Source organism: Mesorhizobium sp. WSM4807, from assembly GCF_055811615.1.
The window spans coordinates 268892-287705 of sequence record NZ_JBVVQY010000007.1 but is presented as its reverse complement, the minus strand read 5'-3'; the positions used below and the strand labels follow the sequence as shown (position 1 = coordinate 287705).

The window sequence follows — 18814 nt, the reverse complement described above, 5'->3', positions numbered from 1 at the left end:
ATGCGTTCAAATTGAACTGGCCATCCCGCTCTATCTATTGTTTAGCTGTATTTCTGCGACGCCAAACTTAAAGCCACGCACGGAGCCCTTCGGATGCGACGCGCTTTAACATTTCGCCGACTATCGCTGTCTTGCCGTTTTGGGAAATTCCACTACGTCCGCCGGCGGGCGCTTGTACTGGGCTGCGGCAATTGCATCGATCAGAATATCCAGAGCCGCGCGAGCAGCGCTGCTCGTCTCGTCATCGCCGCGCAAATAGTGGCAGGCTCGTTCAAGATGGAGGTGGGCGGCGGCAAAGTCGCTAGTCATGGATTCTCCTTTTGCCCGCCGTCCGACAAGGATGACCCATTTCGATTTACCCAAAGGCGAATATCCACAGCTGGATTTGAATCAACTTTGGCCGGTTAACCAGATCTTCAGCATCGCGAGGCGACCTTGCTGCTGCGGACATGTGTTGAGTTCCGCCTCAGGCAACAGACCCGCTCCGGAGACCGGGGCGGGTTTTTGCTTGAATGGTGCTTCGGGTCGAAGCCGGCATCCGCAATTGGCGCAGGCAGGCGTCGGTTGGGGAACAGAAGAGGATGCCGAACGCCTATCCAATGCTCACGCTGCGCTGCTGCGGCCGAGCCGACGTACCTTCATGCACCGAAGCGGTCCACTGCAAAGGGTGCGAGGCGGTCAGGATCGCCGCGTCCGGCAATCAGGTCGGCAACCAAGCGGGCCGTGATCGGCGCCAGCGTGAGGCCGAGATGACCGTGACCGAAGGCATGGATCACCCTGCGGCTGCCACGCGACAGACCGATGACCGGCCGGGAATCGGGCAGCGACGGCCGGAACCCGAGCCATTCGGATGAATGCCGGCCGAGTTGGGGAAAGAACTGCCTGACGCCGCGATCGAGCAAAGCCAGCCGGCGCGGATTTGCCGGTGCTGCAAGCCCGCCGAGCTCGACGGTTCCGGCGACACGCAGCCGGCCGGTCATCGGCGTCATGTAAAAGCCGAGATCGACAGGACAGACCGGACGACTGAGCAGAGGCGCTTCGGTCGGGAATTCGAGATGATAGCCGCGTTCGGTCTCGAGCGGGACGCTGTCGCCGGCCTGCATCGCCAACGCCCGCGATTGCGCGCCCGCGGCGATCACCACAGTGTTCGCCTTGATGCGAAGGCCGGAACCGCCGAGCCTGACACCGTCCGCCTCGACCCGCAGCCCGGTTATTGCAGCCTGCGCCACCGACACGCCGCGGGCGGTCGCTGCATCGAGCACCCGCCGCATCAGCGTCTTCGGATCGGTGACGTTCATCGAGTCCGGGAAGTACAGGCCGCAGGCCCCGGTCGGGGGCAGGCCGGGCTCCAGCGCGGCCATCTCTCCCGGCGTCAGAACCTCCTGATGCACACCAAACCCGGCGCGCAGCGCCCTGCCCCCAGCGGCCTTGGCGAAATCGCTCTTGCGGCGATACAGGTAGAGACAGCCGTTGCGGCGCATCAGGTCGGCCATATCGGCCTCTTTCACCATCTTCTCCCAGGCCGGCAGGGCCTCAGCCAGAAGCCCGGCGAGTGCCATCGCGTTGGCGCGGGTGGCCGCCGGAAGCGACTGCCGCACGAAGCGGACCAGCCAGGGCGCCAGCTGGAAAAACGCTGCCCAACGCAATGCGAAAGGGCTGTCCGGATCGAGGAGCAGTTTTGGCAATTGGCGCAGCACGGCCGGATTGCCGACCGGCATGCAGGCATATTCGGCGAGCGTTCCGGCGTTGCCGAACGAGGCGCCGGAGCCAGGCTCGTTGGGGTCGATGAGCAGCACCTCGCGCCCCTCGGCCGCGAGCCGGAGTGCCGTTGCCAAACCGACAATGCCGGCGCCGACTATGGCGACTTCCACGGTTTCCGGTGCAGCCATCCTAGACGAAGCCAGGCAGTTGCAGATGCCCGGCCGCGAGCAGTTCGGCCATGGTGTTCAGGGCCGTGCGCAGGTCGTTGAGCGAGCGCGCGGCGCCGACATTGATGCGCACCCCGTGCTGCACCGGCTCGCGCCCAACCGCGAAGGCGTCGCCGGGAAGAACGGCAACGCCACGTTCCAGGCAGGTGCGAGCGAAACCCGCGCCCCGCCACGGCTCCGGGAGGCGCAGCCAGGCATGGGTCGAGGTGGCGTGGCTCTGGACATCGTAGCGGCCGAGGATTTCGATGAGGATGGCCTGGCGCTGACGAAGCTCCTGCTTCTGGGCTTCGATGATGCGCGCCGCCGAGCCCTCTTCTATCAGCCGCGCGCCGATCAGCGCCGTCAGAGGGCTGATGCTCCAGCAGTTGATGCGTAAAGCCGCGGCGACCTGGCCGGCTATGGCGCGTGGCGCGATCACAAAACCGAGGCGCAGCCCTGGGGCAAGGCATTTCGACAAGGCGCCGATGTGAACCGTCAATTCGGGCTCGAGGCTGGCAAGCGACGGCGGCGGATTGTCCGCCAGCGGCCGGTAGACGTCATCCTCGATGATGAGCACATTATGGCGACGGGCCACAGCCACCAGTTCGTGACGGCGTTCCTCGCCCAATGTGATGGTGGTCGGGTTGTGCAGGGTCGGCACCAGGAAAACCGCGCGCGGGCGCAGCTGCGCGCAGGCCGCCTCGAACGCGTCGGCCCGCATGCCGCCACGGTCCATGGCGACGCCTCTGAGATCGAGCCCATGCACCCGGCACAGTGCATTGATGCCCTGATAAGTCACTTCGTCGGCGAGCACGACCTCGCCCTGCCTGGTCACCGCGCCAAGCACGCAATCCAGCCCATGCTGGGCGCCCGCCGCCAGCACCACCCGGCCGGGATCGCCGTCACCCGCCGCCGGCCGCATCCACTCGGCGATTGCCTCCCTCGCCCACAGCGGCCCCTCGGGCGGATGATAGTCCTGAAGCGTGACGTAGTGCCGGTCCTTGGACAGGCGCGGCAGCAGCAGCGCCAGCGCGTCGAGATAGGCCGAGGTCGCAGGTCTGTTCACGGAAAGATCGATGACGCCGGTGTCTTCGCTCGGCGCCGACACGAAACCTGGTCCTTCGCCGCCGTTGCGGGCGGCGACAGTGGTGCCGCGTCCGGGCCGCGCTTCGAGCAGGCCGCGCTGCTGCAGTGTCGACAGCGCGCGCGTCACCGTGGTGACGTTGATGCCCAGTGCGCGGGCAATCTCGCGCTGCGGCGGCAACCGGTCTCCAACGGCAAGCGTGCCGGCTGTAATCCGTTCGGCAATAGCGTCAGCAAGGCGCCGGTAGACCGGGCCTTCATCCGAGGCGAGTTGCAGGTCCTGAAGCATGCGGATTGGCGGTTTCGGTGTGTTGACACTCTGGCTACCGGCGCATCTAGCATAAGACAACGCTCCGGACAATAGCACTTGTCCGGTACATGTTTTCAAAATCCGGCTGAAAAAACTCACACAATTCCGAAGAAAGCCGCTTGACGGGCAAACTTGTCTGCACCTATGCTGCTTTAGCGATTGATTGTGTGAGCATACAAGTTTGGTTGCCGCCCTTGCGCGGCCAGCGTCATGCGAGACCGACACATGCACGGCAAGCACCACCTCGTTTCGACAAGCGGCCATTGCCGCCGCTCAACGGATTTCCGTTCGTGATCGCCGAAGCGACAGTCGTGCCAGCCGACAGCGCCGCTGCGGCACCGGACGCCCGCCGGCAGGGATTTGTCGAATTCGTCGATGTCGAAAAATCCTATGACGGCCGGACTTTCGCGGTGACACGGCTAAACCTCCGTGTGGCGCGCGGCGAGTTCCTCACCCTTCTCGGCCCCTCCGGTTCGGGCAAAACGACGACGCTCAACATGCTTGCAGGTTTCGAACGGCCGACCAGCGGCGTCATTACGCTTGAAGGCCAGTCGGTCGACAGGCTGCCGCCCTACGAACGCAACATCGGCATGGTGTTCCAGAACTACGCGCTGTTTCCGCACATGAGCGTTGAGGAGAACGTCGCCTTCCCCCTCTCGGTCCGCAAGATCACCAAGGCGGACGTTGCATCCCGCGTCGGCCGCGCACTCGACATGGTGCGGCTGCTGCAGTTCGGCGACCGGCGGCCGGCACAGCTTTCCGGCGGCCAGCAGCAGCGTGTCGCGCTTGCCCGCGCGCTGGTGTTCGAGCCGAGCCTGGTGCTGATGGACGAGCCGCTCGGCGCGCTCGACAAGAAGCTGCGCGAGCATATGCAGCTCGAGATCAAGCAACTGCACACCATGCTCGGCGTCACCATCGTCTACGTGACGCACGACCAGAGCGAGGCGCTGACCATGTCGGACCGCGTTGCCGTGTTCAACAATGGCGGGATTGCCCAGCTCGGTTCGCCTGATGATCTCTACAACACGCCGGAGAGCTCGTTCGTCGCGAGCTTCATCGGCGAGAACAACACGCTGGAAGGCAAGGTCGAGCGCATCTCCGGCAAGGAGTGCCGCGTCGCGCTGGACGGTGGCGGTTCGGTAACCGCGCTGGCCATCGGCGTTGCGGAGGGTGCGGCCTGCCATGTCGCCATCCGCCCGGAGCGGCTGAAGCTTGCGCCCGCTTCGAACGGAGCAAATGCGCTAGCCGCCACGGTCGATGGCCGCATCTATCTCGGCGACCACCAGCGTCTTCTGGCCAGGCTTGAGAACGGACAGGTGCTGACCGTCAAAGTCGGCCCCGAAGCGACCATGGGTAGCGGGGAACCGGTCACGGTTTCCTGCGCGCCCAACGACTGCCGTGCCTTTCCGGCCGATGTCGGAACGGGCGGTTCCATCTCGAAAACAGGGGAATAAGAACAATGAAAATCACAAAAACCCGGCTGTTCGCCTTCGCGGCAGCCACAGCATTCATCATGTCAGGACACGCTGCCTTCGCCGAAGAGCTTTCGATCATGGCCAGCGGCGGCGCCTGGCAGGATGCCCAGCGCAAGGCGTGGTTCGAGCCGTTCAGCAAGGAGACCGGGATCAAGATCGTCGAGCAGGAATATCTTGGCGATCTCGGCAAGGTCAAAGCGATGGTCGACACCGGCAACGTGCCGATCGATCTGGTGACGGTCGAGACCGCGACCGTGCTGCAGGGTTGCGACGCCGGCATTCTCGAGCGGCTCGACTATTCCAAGATCGCCCCCCGCGAAAAGTTCATCGAAGGTTCGGCACTCGACTGCGGCGTCGGCCTTGATGCCTATGGCGACGTGCTTGCCTATGATCCCAACGTGCTGAAGGAGGCGCCGACTTCGGTCCTCGACATCTTCGACACGACCAAGTTTCCGGGCAAGCGCGCGATGCGCAAGTTTCCGGCGCAGAACCTCGAATGGGCGCTGATGGCCGATGGTGTCGCGCCGGCCGATGTCTACGAGGTGCTGGCAACCCCCGAAGGTGTCGATCGTGCCTTCAAGAAGCTCGACACCATCAAGAAGGACATCGTCTGGTGGGATGCCGGCGCACAGCCGCCGCAGCTCCTCGCATCCAAGGAAGTGGTGATGACCACCGCCTGGAACGGCCGTATCCAGAACGCCATCGACAAGGACGGGGCGCCGTTCAAGATCGTCTGGAACAACCAGATCCTCGAATATGACATGATCGCCATTCCGAAGGGCGCCAAGAGCCCGGACCTGGCCTACAAGTATCTTGCCTATATCAGCCAGCCGGAAATCAACGCCAAGCTCGCCAGCTACATCACCTACGGGCCGGTGCGCATCGATGCGGCTTCCTTCGTCGCGCCGGACGCCCTGCCGAAATTGCCGAACGCACCTGACCACATGACCGCTTACCTGGTCGCCGATACCGAATTCTGGGGCGACTATGGCGAGGATCTGGTCAAGCGCTTCAACGCCTGGCTCGCGCAGTAGGGGAAAATGTCGGCGCTTGAGCCCACGAAACTGGACCGGCCGGGGGCAAGCCGCGACTGGTCGGCCGCCGATTCCGGCACAGCAAGGTCGGTCGCGGCGGCGCTTCGCCGCGCCGATCTCGGCGACCGGCTGCGGTCGCTGGCGCTGGCGGCACCTTTGCTTGTGCTCCTGGCGCTGAGCTTCGGCATCCCGATCGTCCTGCTTCTGTCGCGCGCTGTTTATGATCCGACGATTGCCGACGCTTTGCCGCAGACCAGCCAGGCATTGGTCGGCTGGAACGGCACGGGACTGCCCGACGATGCTGCCTTCCTGGCCCTTGCCGCCGACCTCCGGAGCAACCAGGCCAAGGGCACCGCCTACGAACTCGCCAAGAGCCTCAACGCCCGCCTGCCAGGTGCACGCAGCCAGGTGCTCAAGACGGTGCGTCAACTCGAGGCCGCCGACAGGCCGCCGCTGGAGGTGATGAAAGCCGTGCCGTTCTGGTCGGCGCCGGGCACATGGCCGGTCATCGAGAGCGGCACCCATAGCGTGACGTCGTTCAACCTGCTGAGCGCGCTTGATCTGCGCTGGAATGCCGATGGCAGCATCGAAAGGGTGCCGCCCGAACAGGCCATCTTCCTGCAGGTGTTCATGCGCACATTCTTCGTCGCCGCAGCGGTGACGCTGGCCACGCTGATACTGGGCTTCCCCCTCGCCTATCTCATCGCCTCCGTGCCCAAGGGCCTCGCCGCCATTCTCATCGTTGCGGTGCTGTTGCCGTTCTGGACTTCGATCCTGGTGCGCACCGCGGCCTGGACGGTGCTCCTGCAGAAATTCGGCCTGGTCAACGACCTGCTGCTGTGGCTCGGCGTTGCCGACGACCGGCTCGACCTGATGTACAGCCGCATCGGACTGATCATCGCCATGACCCACATCCAGCTGCCGTTCACGCTGCTGCCGATCTACAGCGTCATGCGCACCATCCAGCCTTCGCAGATGAAGGCTGCCTATTCGCTTGGCGCAAAACCTTTTACCGCGTTTCGCCGCGTCTACCTTCCACAGGTCTTTCCTGGCGTGATGGCTGGCTGCCTGCTCACCTTCATCCTCTGCCTTGGCTATTACATCACGCCGGCTCTGATCGGCGGCGCCAGCGACCAACTGATCAGCAATTTCATCGCCAGCTACGTCAATGTCGAACTGAACTGGGAGATGGCGGCGGCGCTCAGCTTCATCCTGCTCGTCTTCACAATGGCGCTGTTCGGCATCTTCGCCCGCATCCTCGGCCTCGACCGTCTCAAGCTGGTGTAGCCATGTTGCTGTCTCCCTATCCGACGACAGGCGAGAGAATCCGCATCACCCTGCTCTGGCTGTGGTGCGGCATGGTGATCCTGTTCCTCCTCGTGCCGATCCTCATTCCCGTTCCCTTGTCATTCAACAGCGGCGCCTTCTTCATCTTTCCGCTGGAGGGAATTTCGACGCGCTGGTACGAGGTCGTGCTTGGAACCCAGCGCTGGCAAGCAGCAATCGGCAACAGCCTGATCGTTGCGTTCGGGACGACGCTGATCGCAACGATACTCGGCACATTGACGGCTATTGCGCTTTCCGACGAAAAGTTTCCCGGCCGCCGCATCGTCATGCCGCTGCTGCTGTCGCCACTGATCGTGCCGGTGGTGATCACCGCCGTCGGCTCATATCTGTTCTATGCACGCGTCGGCCTTGCCAGTACCTATGCCGGCATCATCCTGGCGCACACCGCGCTCGCCAGTCCCTTCGTCGTCGTCACGGTGGGAGCGAGCCTCACCGGCTTCGACCGCAATCTGATGCGCGCCGCCGCCATCTCCGGAGCAAGGCCCATCACATCGTTCTTCAGGGTGATGCTGCCACTGATCCTGCCCGGCGTGCTGTCAGGGGCCGCCTTCGCCTTCGTCACGTCTTTCGACGAGGTCGTCGTGGTGCAGTTCCTGGCCAGCGCCAATCAGCGCACCATGCCGCTCGAAATGTTCATCGGCCTGCGCGAGAAGCTGAGCCCGGCAATCACCGCTGCCGCGACGCTGATGATGGCACTGTCGATCATCCTGCTCGTCGTTGCCAATCTTCTGGCCCGCCGTGGCAGGCAGCGACCGCGCATCGAGTAAGAATGTCGTGCGGCGGTCGGCCAAAGCCTCCATAGGCCTGCCCGCGTCAGGCCGCTTTGCGGTGCGATTTCCATGTCTCGTGGTGCTTGCCCCACGCCGACATGACTGTCACCGCATCGTTCAGGCTAAAGCCGAGCGGCGTGATCGAGTATTCCACGCGAGGCGGCACCTCGTCATAGGCGCGCCGGCTGATCAGCCCGTCGGCTTCCATCTGCCGCAATTGTTGCGTGAGCACCTTTTCGCTGACGCCAGGCAACAAGCGGCGCAGTTCGGCAAAGCGGTATGGCCGCAGGTGCAGTTCCCATAGCAGCGAGGTTTTCCACTTTCCGCCGATGGCCTGCAGCGCGGCAGCAAAACCGCAGCTGTCTGGTTCCTTGCGCCTCATTTGGCAGCTCCTGTCATGATGGCGATAGCTTACCTCAAGGTGCGTACTTCTCAACGCAGCAAGAATTTATATCTTCGGATCGAGCGCGCCAAACATAAAGCGGACTCTCGTCGAGAGGCCATCAATCTATCGGAGAAGTTACTATGGCATCGAATGTCTGCGTGCTCGGCGCGGGCCGAATGGGCTCGTCCATTGCTCGAACGCTGCTCGACCGCGGCTATCCAACATGGGTCTGGAATCGAACCGCGGCAAAGTGCGATCCATTGGCGGCCCTTGGCGCGAAGGTCGCCCCCTCGGTGGAGGATGGAATCCGAGCGGCCGGCGTCGTGATCATCAATGTTCTCGACTATGCCGCCAGCGACGCTTTGCTGAAGCGGGAGGGCATCGCTTCGGCATTGGCCGGCAAAGCCGTCGTGCAACTCACCTCCGGCTCACCGCGTCTGGCACGGGAAGACGCGCGCAGGGTGGAGGCGCATGGTGCCGGCTATCTGGACGGGGCGATCATGGCCACTCCGGATTTTATCGGCAAACCCGAAACCGCACTGCTTTATTCGGGTTCCCGCGACGTTTATGAGAAGCACAAGCCCCTGCTTTTCGCACTCGGCGGCGGCACGAGCTATGTCGGGGAGCTGCCGGGTCAAGCCTCTGCGCTTGATACCGCTCTGCTCACCCAGATGTGGGGCGGGCTTTTCGGAGCACTCCAGGGCATGGCTGTCGCCGAGGCCGAAGGTCTCGACCTGGCGACGTTCAGGAGCCATCTTTCCGGATTCAAGCCTGTTGTCGATGCCGCTCTGTTCGACCTGGTGGATAGAACGAATGCACGCCGTTTTGCCGGCGACGACGCGACCCTGGCATCATTGGGCGCCCACTACAGCGCCTTCCAGCATCTGCTTGAGGCATGCGAGGAGCGAGGGCTCGACGCGGCTATGCCGCGCGCCATGGATATGATCTTTCGACAGGCGCTTTCGCTCGGGCGCATGGAAGATGATTTTTCATCTCTCGCGCCGCTGTTTAGAAATGGCTCGTCGCGCCAGAGCCGGGAGCCAGCGAATGCATAGCGGCAAGAGGAAACGAACCGCGACCTGCTCATGCCGGGGCGTGGAACTTGTCCTCGCCGGAGAGCCGCGACGCGTCTATGCGTGCAGTTGCATGGATTGCCAGCGCTGCACCGGAACGGCGTTCTCATACCGGGCCATCTACGCCGGTTCCGCCCTCGTCGGCCAGAAAGGCGAGACCAGGTCCTGGCGCAGAACCGGCTCGTCGGGACAATGGCTGGAGCAGACATTCTGCACCACATGCGGGTCGGTCGTCTTCATGCGGGCAGAAGGGCTGAAGGATGCGCTGTCGGTATCGGTCGGCTGCCTGGAGGACCCGGAATTCCCACCCCCGATAATGCTCCATTGGCCTCACAGAAAGCATGGATGGCTTTGTTTGGAAGGCGTGCCCGAAGCAGCCGCCTCCTGAAGGCGGATCACCAAGCGATGCCTGGCTTGCGGCAGGCTCGGCATCGTGAGTCCGGCAACGTCTCCTTCGGCAATCGATTTCCGTTCAAGAAGGTCCCGATTGGGGGATAGCTGTCGCGGGCGACTGCGAATCCCAAGGCTCCCTCGCAGCACTCCTTGCAACACTTTGCGCTCCCCGACGTTCTCCCAAGGCACGCTCCGAAGCCGATTGTCGAGGGAGCCATGACGGCTTCGCCGCTGGCCACGGCACCCAGCATGCCGTGGCGGTTAGGTAACCTGCATCGATGTGACGCTGGAGGACATGCCATGGACATGGGCAACAGGAAGACGCAGTTCAATATCTGGTACTGGATCGTCGCCTTCGTCGGGCTGATGATCTTCCAATATGTCTACACTGCCACCCAGCACGTCGCGCAGATTCCCTACAGCCAGTTTGAGACCCTGCTGCGCGACGGCAAGATCGCCGACGTGCAGGTTTCCGATCGCTTCATCCAGGGCCGCTTCAAGCAGCCGCAGGACGGGAAGCCGCTATTCATAACCACGCGCGTCGAGCCGAATCTGGCGCGGCAGCTGCAGGAACACGGCGTCACCGTCACTGGCCAGATCGAAAGCACATTCCTGAGCGACCTGCTCTCCTGGGTCGTCCCGATCCTCGTCTTCTTCGGCTTGTGGATGCTGCTGATGAGACGCATGGGCGGTGGCATGGGCGGTTTGATGCAAATCGGCAGGAGCAAGGCCAGGGTCTATGTCGAGGCCAATACCGGCGTGAAGTTCGACGACGTGGCGGGTGTCGATGAGGCCAAGGCCGAGTTGCAGGAGATCGTGGATTTTCTGAAGAGCCCGCAGGAATACGGCCGCCTTGGAGGGCGCATGCCCAAGGGCGTGCTGCTGGTCGGACCGCCAGGCACCGGCAAGACGCTGCTCGCGAAGGCCGTTGCAGGCGAGGCAAAAGTTCCGTTCTTCTCGATCTCAGGCTCTGAATTCGTCGAGATGTTCGTGGGCGTCGGCGCCGCCCGTGTGCGCGACCTGTTCGAGCAGGCATGCGCCAGAGCCCCGGCAATCATTTTCATCGACGAGCTCGACGCGCTGGGCCGCGCCAGGGGTGCGGGCCCGATGATGGGCGGCCACGACGAGAAGGAGCAGACACTCAATCAGCTCCTGGTCGAGCTCGACGGTTTCGATCCGAAGATCGGCGTCGTGCTGCTCGCCGCGACGAACCGCCCGGAAATCCTCGACCCGGCACTTCTTCGCGCCGGCCGTTTCGATCGGCAGGTGCTGGTTGATCGGCCGGACAAGCAAGGTCGCGTCCAGATCCTTAAAGTCCACATGAAGAAGGCGAAGCTGGGAGCGGATGTCGATGCCGAGAAAGTCGCCGCGCTGACGCCGGGTTTTACCGGCGCTGACCTCGCCAACCTGGTCAACGAGGCGACCCTGCTTGCCACGCGCCGGAAGGCGGATGTCGTCACCATGGACGATTTCAACAATGCGGTGGAGCGCATCGTGGCCGGGCTCGAGAAGCGCAACCGGTTGTTGAACCCCAGGGAACGCGAAGTCGTCGCCTATCATGAAATGGGCCATGCGTTGATAGCCATGGCGCTGCCCGGCGTGGATCCCGTGCACAAAGTATCGATCATCCCGCGCGGCGTCGGTGCGTTGGGCTACACCATCCAGCGGCCGACCGAGGACCGATTCCTCATGACGCGCGAGGAGTTGGAGAACAAGATGGTGGTGCTGCTCGGCGGCAGGGCGGCCGAGTGGATCGTGTTCGGGCATCTGTCGACGGGGGCCGCCGATGACCTTGCCAAAGTGACCGATATCGCCCGCGCCATGGTTACGCGTTACGGCATGTCGGAAAAGCTCGGCCATGTGGCGTTGGAAAAGGACCAGCGCTCCTTCCTGAGCCCCAACCCACTCGCCGGCGGTCCGCGCGAGCACGATTACGGCGAGGCCACCGCCGAAGCTATCGACGCGGAAGTTCGAAGCATCGTCGACACAGCTTTCGCGCGAACCGTCGGGCTCCTCACCGAGCGACGGGATCTGCTGGAAAAGACGGCGCGCAAGCTGCTCGAAATCGAGACGCTCAGCGAGGCTGAACTTGCATCGCTCGTCGGAAACGTCTCGGCACCGGATCGCGCGACAACGGAGGCATCCGATCCGCAATCGGGGAAGCGACCGGTACGACGAGGCAAGGCTGCGGCTACAAACCTCTCGCGCCGGGCCGAGTGATGCCCCTCCCCGTCCCGACATGGTCCCCGGGTCCGAACCGCTCGTCCAAGCCCGATACGGGCAGCAAGATCGCCGTACATCGTCATGTAGCAGCCCAGCACAAAGCCGCCGGGATGGACATCAGGGTCAGTCGCTCGCGGACCGGCGACCGTTTGATCGTGAACGGCAGATCGCTGGCATCGCCAATCTCGACGCGGCCTCCCCAGGTGACCCGTTCCCAGGCATAGTGTCGCTGCCAGTCACTGAGATAGTCGCCCAGGACCTGGCAATCATCAACAACGAAGACCGGCACGGCCTCTCGCACGCGCCCGGCCGGCGTTGCGGGCGGCCGCCAATCCGCGTGCTTCGTCAAGGTCCGAACACGTCAGCTACGATAGGCCAGGCTGAATGACCGACCTCATTTGCCTCGAATTCGCCTCGATCTGCGATGGGGGCGCGGCTCGGAGAGGGCTCGCCTTCGCGCCTCCGAGTTGAAGGCCTTCGACGGGAGGGGTCGAGGCCGTCGAGGCAATCCCGCCCGGCGGCCTGCTCGACAGTCTTCACGAACCGCGGCGCTGGTTCGCACGCCCCACGGCGCTGCCGAGGCGGAAGAGAATGTCGATGAGAGGCGATCTGGCGCAAGTTGCGCCTCGTACTCGAGGAGGCGGTCCGCAAGTGTATGGTGGCCGACGTGGAGCTCCGATCGTTCCTGTCGGGCGGGCTCGACAGCTCGATCACCGCTACGCATGGGGGGCGGGCTTGTCGCGGTTGCGGAATCGCAGTGATAAAGGGCTCGGCAGCGCGCGCTTCACTCCGATAGACAACGCGTGAACAGAGCGGCGTGCAGAAATTCAACCGTGGTCAACGCTCTTCGGCTTGGAGGGAAGTGATCGAAAGTGGAATGCGTTGTCATCAGCCTTCTGCGGCGTTGCCGTTTTGGCGCGCTGCAAAAACACCGTTTCCAGCCGTCGACCAATCTCGCTCACCCTTGACGACGTAGTATAAGCCGCCTTCGAATTGCTTGATGCGAGCCATACCTTCGTAGCTGGCAAGATACTCGTGGATCGCCCGTGCATAACCATCCCAGTCGGGGTACCCGTCTGCGATCATGATCCCATCGTCGGCCAGGTAAGGAAAAAGGGCCCGAAAACAAGTCATTGCGGAGGCATGCCAGTCGCAATCGATTCGTAGCACCGCGATGGGTGATGGCGGCTCGAATTTGGCCAATGTCTCCTCGAAGTAGCCTTTGACAAGCTGATATCGCGTTGCGCCGGACTTCCTCATGGCCGCATCGGCATGCTCGGTTCCGACGATCGCATTGTTGAAGTACCACGGGCCGTTCGTACCAGCCTTCCAGGCAAGGGCAGCGGGGCCGTCGATAGGCTGTGGATCAACATGGCCTTGGAAGCTGTCGAATAAGAAATATTCTCGCTGCGGTCCTAGAATCTCAGCCATGCCGGCGCAAGTGCCGCCTTTCCAGACGCCACACTCGATGACGCAGCCATGCGCTGGCGCCGTACCAGTAAGAGCGAGGTTCGCGATATACTGCTCGCGACCAAGCATGGTGCTGTCCTTGTACTTCTCGTAGATCATCTCAAACCGATTGTGCGGAGCCCGTGACCGGGAGACGCGACTTACTTCGAGGCCGATCGCATTGAACGAAGCCCGCACGAGGCGTTTCACTGAGCTGAGAGTCATCATGCTACTCGCAAGATGGTTGAAGCGGAAATCGTGTTCGCTGCCACCGCCGCATGGCAATCAAACGCCCTGTCAAGCTTACAGAGTTTAGATCTAACCGCAAAGACACCATCAAGTTCGATCACCTGATCGAGCTTGTGCCGTTAAGGTCGCACACAAGGGGCGTTGGAATACCGCAATCAGCAGAAACCTGACTTCCATCTCTCCAGACGGCCGCAGAGCAGGCTAGGATTGACGCCGATCCAGGATAGTAGCCGGACGGCTAGCTGCAATGAGGCTGAGGTCATGCCGCCGGTCCGTAGCGCATGAACTGGAACGTCTTATGAAAGGATCGGATGAGCTCGAAACATCGAACCGGCCTGGGTTCAGTCATTGTCTCGAAAGTGAAAAATCCGCTCGTCGCCTTCCGCGGTGTGCCAGTCGACAGCGTGCGCTAGCCCATATCCGGCATCGGCAAAGAGGCGGATCAGCTCCGTTTCCGTAAATGTGTTGGTCCAGCCTGCGCCAGCGCGGCGGAACGTTTCCGGCAGCCTGGCCAGGCTATGTCGGGGGTGAGCCGCGCAACCATATGAAGCGATACAAGCCGGCGATTGCTGCCTCAGCCATTCTATAAAGGAATGTAGATCGTGAACGTATTCGAGAACCCCAGCAAAAATTGCGAGATCGAATGCATGGGCGGTCAGATCAGGCAAGGGTCGTTGATTTAGGTCCAGCACGATCGTGCCAGGTCCGCGGCTCACGAGGTCGGACGGGGTGTATTGGCAGCTTGGGTCGAGATGACGTTGAAGCTTGCCCATTCCCACGCCAAACTCGATCACCCTCGCCCCAGGTGGCACTAACCGGGCAATGATTTTCGTCCTTTCCTCCCAGTCCTCGAATTCCGATGCATCGGTCCACCGCTCAAAGTCGGTCTTTCCGAACAGCTTGCATCTGAGCGCTTTTAGTCTTGTCAACCAACTGTTGTATTCCAGCATGGCGGCCCCTGATTCAGCCTTGGTCCCCAATCGCGTCGCGAATGCGACGGTAAGCGGTATGGCCGGCAGCGATTTGAGCTTCGGCCCTGGCCAATATCGCCGGGCGAATAGCGGGCGCCTCTTCCCACAGGCGCCGGAGCGCCGATCGAAGCTTCTCGACAGAGTTCGGATGATCGAGTGCCACCATCTCGCAGCCCGTGCCGAACATATCGGCGAGGCCAAGGAACTTGTCGACATAGTAGTCGGATCTGGCTAGCCCGATCGTCGGGATACCGTTGGCCAACGCGAAAACGCCGGCGTGGTAGCTGCCAGTGACTACGACCCGACAGCGCTGGATTTGCCGAATGAGGTCGATCGGTGTGCGGATCGCGAGTGCCCGGTTCAGCTCGGTCTCATCGGTTGGCATCAGTCCACGAATTGCGTCGATGTCCGCTTCGCAAGGCACCCATGAGACTGGAACGGCGATCAAGGGTGCCTCGAGCGAATCCGATGTGGCGCCTAAGACATGTCGCAGCCCTTCGAGAATATCCGCTGATACTCCTGAATAGGAGGAAAGACGTAGATTGACGCCAATGCCGGTGCCAAGCTCATCCACTCGCATCTCATGCGCCATTTGGATGGCGTCATCGCCGGTTGCGCAGATCCTGTCCTTGGAAACACCCAGCTCCGCGAGCAGAGGAAGCCCGGCTCGCGTTTCGCGAAGCGCAATCAAGTGGAGCCTTGGCAATATGGCCGATGCACGCGCTCTCAGCTCGGCATTGGCAAGCGGGCCCATCCCCTGGCCGACCATGACCACCGGCCGTCCTTTCCTTGCAAGCGCGAGATTCAGAGTTTCGAGTACCGACAGGGCATATTCTGGGAAAGCGTCTGTGATTCCGCCCATTCCACTTACAAGCACAAGGTCTGCCCTGTCCACAGCATCGGTGAAGCGAAGAAGTGCCGCGCGCGCATCCGGCATGTGCCTAAACTTAAGGCGCCAGAACAAAGAAACGAGCCTCGGCGCGTGTCGGCGAATGCGATCGGGCCAGTGCTTGGGCACGAACCGCTTCAACTTGGCCGGCCTGAAATCAGGCTTGAGCCATAGGGCGCGCCCTTCGGCGGACAGGGGGGTGACAAAGGGACAGAAGCGGCGAAGCGCGTCCGGATCGTCAGTCAGAACGTTGATCGTCGAATTGTCGCACAGCCGCGCAAGCCGCTCCGTGGCAGCATAGAGCATTGCCATGTCACCGATATTACGCAGCACATAGTCGCTCGGCTCTACGAGTATCTGGATTGGGCGATGATTAAAGCGCATCCTTTTCCCCTAGATCCGAGTGGAGGACCGAAGGTTAGCACAACGTCTGAGGCAATCGAGCCCATTTGTGCGACGCCGGATTTTACTGACACGTCTGCTTGGATCAGATCACGATGATGCTTGCGCCGACCTGCTGGCAGGCTAGGGGCAAGGTTGCACGCCGGCTCCGCCGGTTGACCCAGGTCCGCAGATTGAACACGTCGACTGAACAGCATCAGCCGAACACCCCGACTACGAAGGTGATCGCGGATCCGCGGAGAAGGTTGGATTTCAAGTCCTCTCCCTCCGCCAACTCGTCACATTTCGCATTCCATCGACACCGGGTCCCCGGAAAACCGCGCGTATCGGGAGCGAAGCGATCAAGACAGCGTTGGTTGACGCGCCTGTTCAGAGGGAACTAATGTTGCATCGGGGCGCGGCGGATCCGCGGCGCGTTCCCGGATCCAAGTTCGAATTCCCGGATTCGAGATTTGATTTGCCACGATCGAAGCCCGTTAGGGCCAGGCTGGCAGGAGAACAATCGGTCTGACTTGCCCCGAATTCGCCCCGGTTGTTGGCCAGCAATGCATATCCAATAGAATACTCAAATTAACCATTCCCCAACTGCGGAAACGAAGGCCTGATGATTGATGACAATGCTACGGTAGGCGTCGTGGTACCAATGTTCAATGCTGAGAGAACCATCGGTGCTACCTTGGCCAGCATCTGCAGGCAGAGCCACCAGGCACTTGACATCATCGTGGTCGACGACGGATCTACGGACCTGTCCGAATCAATCGTGACCTCCCATGCCGCGAAAGATCGGCGCATACGCCTGATAAAGCAGCCGAACGCGGGTGTTGCGCAGGCTCGCAACAATGGCGCCGCTTCTACCGATGCGGAGTTTCTGGCGTTTGTCGACGCGGATGATCTCTGGGCCCCATCCAAGATCGCACTGCAACTGCGCGCCCTGCAGGAAGGCGGCTCTTCTGCGGGTCTGGCATATTGCTGGTTTGCCCAAATCGACGAGGACGGCCGGGTATTCTCACTATACCGACCCGATGCCGATGGCCGCGTTCTGCAACGGATGTGCAGAATGAATTTCGTCGGCAACGGAAGTTCGATGCTGATGCGTCGCTCCGCATTCGAGCGGGCGGGACAATTCGATCCTTCCCTGAGGGCCAGGAATGCACAAGGCTGCGAGGACCTTCTCATGTGCCTCAGGATAGCGGAAAGTTACGAATTCCGTGTCGTGCATCAGCACCTGGTGGGCTATCGGATGACGAACGTCAACATGTCGAGCGACGTCAGGCAGATGCTCCGTTCGTGTGAAATCGTCCTTGCCGAGTATCGCGAAAAATATCCGCAGTTCGGCAGCGATCTCGATGCGCATCTGGTCGACATGATCCATTGGCTTGCCATCAGAGCCTTGGTCGGCGGGCGGCTGTTCGCAGCCGGCGACCTGCTGAGGAGATACTTCGTCCTGGAACCGCGCACGGCAATTTCCCGCCTGCCCAACATGATCGACATGTACTGCCGGGCCAGGCTGGTTCCTCGCTGGATGAAGGTTGGAGTGAAACGGATGCGAAACAAGAACGCCGAGTTTCGGCGCCTTTATGAAGAGACTATCTGGTGAATGTGAGCGTATTCCTGCTCGCGCGCTTGCAGCGGCTCTTCCGCCACGGGGGTCTGGGTGCACCTCGTGTTTGAGACCTTAAGCGCCGTCTTCGACGAGAGCGGACGTATCAATACTCCTCGGACCTGACTCGCGAAGCTGGCGCGGCGTTGGCGTCTTGAGGGCCATCTGGACTCGCCTTCGAAGCCACTCCGGAGGAAATGGCTGGCAGATGAAGGTCGGATCGGAGTCGAAAAAACGCGCGGAGGTACAGATGGAATGCGGCGAGGTCGGAACCATGCGCTGTTTAACGGCAAGCATTCTTGGCACAAAGCGACGCAGCCGCCGCCACAGGTCTTGTGCGGACGGCTTTGCGAAGACATGAAACAGCGCGGCCGGATCGATCCGTGTTGCGTGGACAAGCGGAGCGATGGCCGCGCCTGGCGACGTGCGGGCGGCTTCGCTGCCATAATACGCTGAGGCCACGCCATCGGACCAACGAAACAAGAAAGACGCTAGCTTGGGATGTCGCGTGCGGACTGTTTCAAGGACGATCCGGTGCGATGTCAGCATGACGACATACCTGGTCGACATAGAAGACAGTGATCGCCGGTAACCAATCAGATACTCGGGAACGACATCATAATCGCAGATCGCGGCAATGTTGAGCTGCATCTGCAAGTCTTCGGCTCCTTGGGCGCCTGCGGCTCTGAGCGAGGGGTCGTATCCCCCGGTTGCCGTAAGAACTGATCGCCTGATTAGCGGTGAACTTGCATTGCCGATAAAATTCTCAACCAGCAGCCAGTTGTGGACGTCCCCGCGACCGAGAGTTGGCGGGGAGCATTCGATCACCCAATCATCATCATCGATGACCCGATACCATGCGTAGACAAGGCCGAGAGACGGCCGCGACTGAAAGAGGCTGTGCTGCTTTTCCAGCTTTGTCGGGTGCCACACATCATCCGCATCAAGTGGCGCTATAAATTCACCCTTCGCCGCATGAATTGCCAGGTTTCTGGCGACAGCAACCCCTTGGTTCTGCTGTCTCAGAAGGGAAATACGCGGATCACTGGTTGCAAATGCCTCGACGATCTCAGCGGTCCGGTCGGTCGACCCGTCATCGACCACTATGATCTCTAGCTGTTTGAAAGTTTGCGAGGCGGCCGACTGAAGGGTATGTCGGATGGTCTTTTCCGCATTGTAGGCAGGAATGATGACGGAAACTGCGGGTTGCATATCGAAAAAAAGCCTGCTTTTGATGAAGGATGAAAGAAAGAC

17 protein-coding genes and 1 pseudogene are annotated in these 18814 nt (G+C 61.7%); 9 read left to right on the top strand and 9 right to left on the bottom strand.

Annotated elements, in window-relative coordinates:
* Window positions 1–120: 120 nt before the first annotated feature.
* From AC0L3N_RS12360 to AC0L3N_RS12350, 3 genes are all read right to left on the bottom strand, one after another.
* Window positions 121–363 (bottom strand): hypothetical protein, encoded by a 243-nt coding sequence (locus AC0L3N_RS12360; protein WP_473487536.1) that lies wholly within the window; start codon window positions 361–363, stop codon window positions 121–123.
* Between the two features lie 275 nt (window positions 364–638).
* Window positions 639–1889: an NAD(P)/FAD-dependent oxidoreductase gene (locus AC0L3N_RS12355; protein ID WP_473547851.1), complete on the bottom strand. Its 1251-nt coding sequence runs from the start codon at window positions 1887–1889 to the stop codon at window positions 639–641.
* 1 nt (window position 1890) lies between these two features.
* A complete protein-coding gene (locus tag AC0L3N_RS12350) occupies window positions 1891–3279 on the bottom strand; it encodes an aminotransferase-like domain-containing protein (protein ID WP_473547850.1) in 1389 nt (462 codons plus the stop codon).
* A gap of 311 nt (window positions 3280–3590) precedes the next feature.
* Between AC0L3N_RS12350 and AC0L3N_RS12345 the strand changes: the two genes are divergently transcribed.
* Genes AC0L3N_RS12345 through AC0L3N_RS12330 form a run of 4 tightly spaced genes read left to right on the top strand, consistent with a single transcriptional unit; the run spans window position 3591 to window position 7923 of the window.
* A complete protein-coding gene (locus AC0L3N_RS12345; protein WP_473547849.1) occupies window positions 3591–4754 on the top strand; it encodes an ABC transporter ATP-binding protein in 1164 nt (387 codons plus the stop codon).
* Window positions 4755–4759: 5 nt separating this feature from the next.
* Window positions 4760–5809 carry an ABC transporter substrate-binding protein gene (locus AC0L3N_RS12340; protein ID WP_473547848.1) on the top strand — a complete coding sequence of 350 codons (1050 nt, stop codon included), beginning with the start codon at window positions 4760–4762 and terminating at the stop codon, window positions 5807–5809.
* 6 nt (window positions 5810–5815) lie between these two features.
* Window positions 5816–7096: an ABC transporter permease gene (locus tag AC0L3N_RS12335; protein WP_473547847.1), complete on the top strand. Its 1281-nt coding sequence runs from the start codon at window positions 5816–5818 to the stop codon at window positions 7094–7096.
* A 2-nt stretch (window positions 7097–7098) separates the two neighbouring features.
* Window positions 7099–7923: an ABC transporter permease gene (locus AC0L3N_RS12330; protein WP_473547846.1), complete on the top strand. Its 825-nt coding sequence runs from the start codon at window positions 7099–7101 to the stop codon at window positions 7921–7923.
* Between the two features lie 46 nt (window positions 7924–7969).
* Here the strand turns inward: AC0L3N_RS12330 and AC0L3N_RS12325 are convergent, their stop codons facing one another.
* A complete protein-coding gene (locus AC0L3N_RS12325; RefSeq protein WP_258123107.1) occupies window positions 7970–8308 on the bottom strand; it encodes a winged helix-turn-helix transcriptional regulator in 339 nt (112 codons plus the stop codon).
* Between the two features lie 143 nt (window positions 8309–8451).
* On the opposite strand from AC0L3N_RS12325, the gene AC0L3N_RS12320 reads away from it, so the two are divergent.
* From AC0L3N_RS12320 to ftsH, 3 genes are all read left to right on the top strand, one after another.
* Window positions 8452–9366, top strand: coding sequence for an NAD(P)-dependent oxidoreductase (locus AC0L3N_RS12320; protein ID WP_473547845.1), 915 nt, complete (start codon window positions 8452–8454; stop codon window positions 9364–9366).
* A complete protein-coding gene (locus AC0L3N_RS12315; RefSeq protein ID WP_473547844.1) occupies window positions 9293–9772 on the top strand; it encodes a GFA family protein in 480 nt (159 codons plus the stop codon). Before AC0L3N_RS12320 ends, AC0L3N_RS12315 begins: the two co-directional genes overlap by 74 nt.
* 305 nt (window positions 9773–10077) lie before the next feature.
* Window positions 10078–11997, top strand: coding sequence for an ATP-dependent zinc metalloprotease FtsH (gene ftsH / locus AC0L3N_RS12310; RefSeq protein ID WP_473547843.1), 1920 nt, complete (start codon window positions 10078–10080; stop codon window positions 11995–11997).
* Window positions 11998–12022: 25 nt separating this feature from the next.
* Here ftsH and AC0L3N_RS12305 read toward each other — a convergent pair.
* Window positions 12023–12335, bottom strand: a pseudogene (locus AC0L3N_RS12305) (glycosyltransferase family 2 protein); the annotation flags it as partial.
* Window positions 12336–12655: 320 nt separating this feature from the next.
* Here AC0L3N_RS12305 and AC0L3N_RS12300 point away from each other — a divergent pair.
* Complete coding sequence (locus AC0L3N_RS12300) at window positions 12656–12796, top strand: asparagine synthase-related protein (RefSeq protein WP_473547842.1); 141 nt, start codon at window positions 12656–12658, stop codon at window positions 12794–12796.
* A gap of 92 nt (window positions 12797–12888) precedes the next feature.
* Here AC0L3N_RS12300 and AC0L3N_RS12295 read toward each other — a convergent pair whose 3' ends face one another.
* The 3 genes from AC0L3N_RS12295 to AC0L3N_RS12285 form a co-directional block, all read right to left on the bottom strand.
* Window positions 12889–13677, bottom strand: coding sequence for a TylF/MycF/NovP-related O-methyltransferase (locus AC0L3N_RS12295; RefSeq protein ID WP_473547841.1), 789 nt, complete (start codon window positions 13675–13677; stop codon window positions 12889–12891).
* Window positions 13678–14039: 362 nt separating this feature from the next.
* Complete coding sequence (locus AC0L3N_RS12290) at window positions 14040–14648, bottom strand: class I SAM-dependent methyltransferase (RefSeq protein ID WP_473547840.1); 609 nt, start codon at window positions 14646–14648, stop codon at window positions 14040–14042.
* 13 nt (window positions 14649–14661) lie between these two features.
* The gene (locus AC0L3N_RS12285; RefSeq protein ID WP_473547839.1) at window positions 14662–15942 is read right to left on the bottom strand and encodes a polysaccharide pyruvyl transferase family protein; all 1281 of its coding nucleotides are present in this window, start codon (window positions 15940–15942) and stop codon (window positions 14662–14664) included.
* A 622-nt stretch (window positions 15943–16564) separates the two neighbouring features.
* Between AC0L3N_RS12285 and AC0L3N_RS12280 the strand changes: the two genes are divergently transcribed.
* Window positions 16565–17557: a glycosyltransferase family 2 protein gene (locus AC0L3N_RS12280; protein ID WP_473547838.1), complete on the top strand. Its 993-nt coding sequence runs from the start codon at window positions 16565–16567 to the stop codon at window positions 17555–17557.
* Window positions 17558–17635: 78 nt separating this feature from the next.
* Here AC0L3N_RS12280 and AC0L3N_RS12275 read toward each other — a convergent pair whose 3' ends face one another.
* Entirely contained in the window at window positions 17636–18772 is a 1137-nt protein-coding gene (locus AC0L3N_RS12275) for a glycosyltransferase family 2 protein (protein WP_473547837.1), read from the bottom strand.
* Between the last annotated feature and the right edge of the window lie 42 nt (window positions 18773–18814).

What these genes read in the sequence shown, in the direction of transcription:
- AC0L3N_RS12330 (WP_473547846.1), top strand. Translation starts at nt 7,099, where the DNA reads ATGTTGCTGTCTCCCTATCCGACGACAGGCGAGAGAATCCGCATCACC.
- ftsH (WP_473547843.1), top strand. Translation starts at nt 10,078, where the DNA reads ATGGACATGGGCAACAGGAAGACGCAGTTCAATATCTGGTACTGGATC.
- AC0L3N_RS12335 (WP_473547847.1), top strand. Translation starts at nt 5,816, where the DNA reads ATGTCGGCGCTTGAGCCCACGAAACTGGACCGGCCGGGGGCAAGCCGC.
- AC0L3N_RS12315 (WP_473547844.1), top strand. Translation starts at nt 9,293, where the DNA reads ATGATTTTTCATCTCTCGCGCCGCTGTTTAGAAATGGCTCGTCGCGCC.
- AC0L3N_RS12295 (WP_473547841.1), bottom strand. Translation starts at nt 13,677, where the DNA reads ATGATGACTCTCAGCTCAGTGAAACGCCTCGTGCGGGCTTCGTTCAAT.
- AC0L3N_RS12325 (WP_258123107.1), bottom strand. Translation starts at nt 8,308, where the DNA reads ATGAGGCGCAAGGAACCAGACAGCTGCGGTTTTGCTGCCGCGCTGCAG.
- AC0L3N_RS12320 (WP_473547845.1), top strand. Translation starts at nt 8,452, where the DNA reads ATGGCATCGAATGTCTGCGTGCTCGGCGCGGGCCGAATGGGCTCGTCC.
- AC0L3N_RS12275 (WP_473547837.1), bottom strand. Translation starts at nt 18,772, where the DNA reads ATGCAACCCGCAGTTTCCGTCATCATTCCTGCCTACAATGCGGAAAAG.
- AC0L3N_RS12280 (WP_473547838.1), top strand. Translation starts at nt 16,565, where the DNA reads ATGATTGATGACAATGCTACGGTAGGCGTCGTGGTACCAATGTTCAAT.
- AC0L3N_RS12285 (WP_473547839.1), bottom strand. Translation starts at nt 15,942, where the DNA reads ATGCGCTTTAATCATCGCCCAATCCAGATACTCGTAGAGCCGAGCGAC.
- AC0L3N_RS12350 (WP_473547850.1), bottom strand. Translation starts at nt 3,279, where the DNA reads ATGCTTCAGGACCTGCAACTCGCCTCGGATGAAGGCCCGGTCTACCGG.
- AC0L3N_RS12355 (WP_473547851.1), bottom strand. Translation starts at nt 1,889, where the DNA reads ATGGCTGCACCGGAAACCGTGGAAGTCGCCATAGTCGGCGCCGGCATT.
- AC0L3N_RS12340 (WP_473547848.1), top strand. Translation starts at nt 4,760, where the DNA reads ATGAAAATCACAAAAACCCGGCTGTTCGCCTTCGCGGCAGCCACAGCA.
- AC0L3N_RS12300 (WP_473547842.1), top strand. Translation starts at nt 12,656, where the DNA reads ATGGTGGCCGACGTGGAGCTCCGATCGTTCCTGTCGGGCGGGCTCGAC.
- AC0L3N_RS12290 (WP_473547840.1), bottom strand. Translation starts at nt 14,648, where the DNA reads ATGCTGGAATACAACAGTTGGTTGACAAGACTAAAAGCGCTCAGATGC.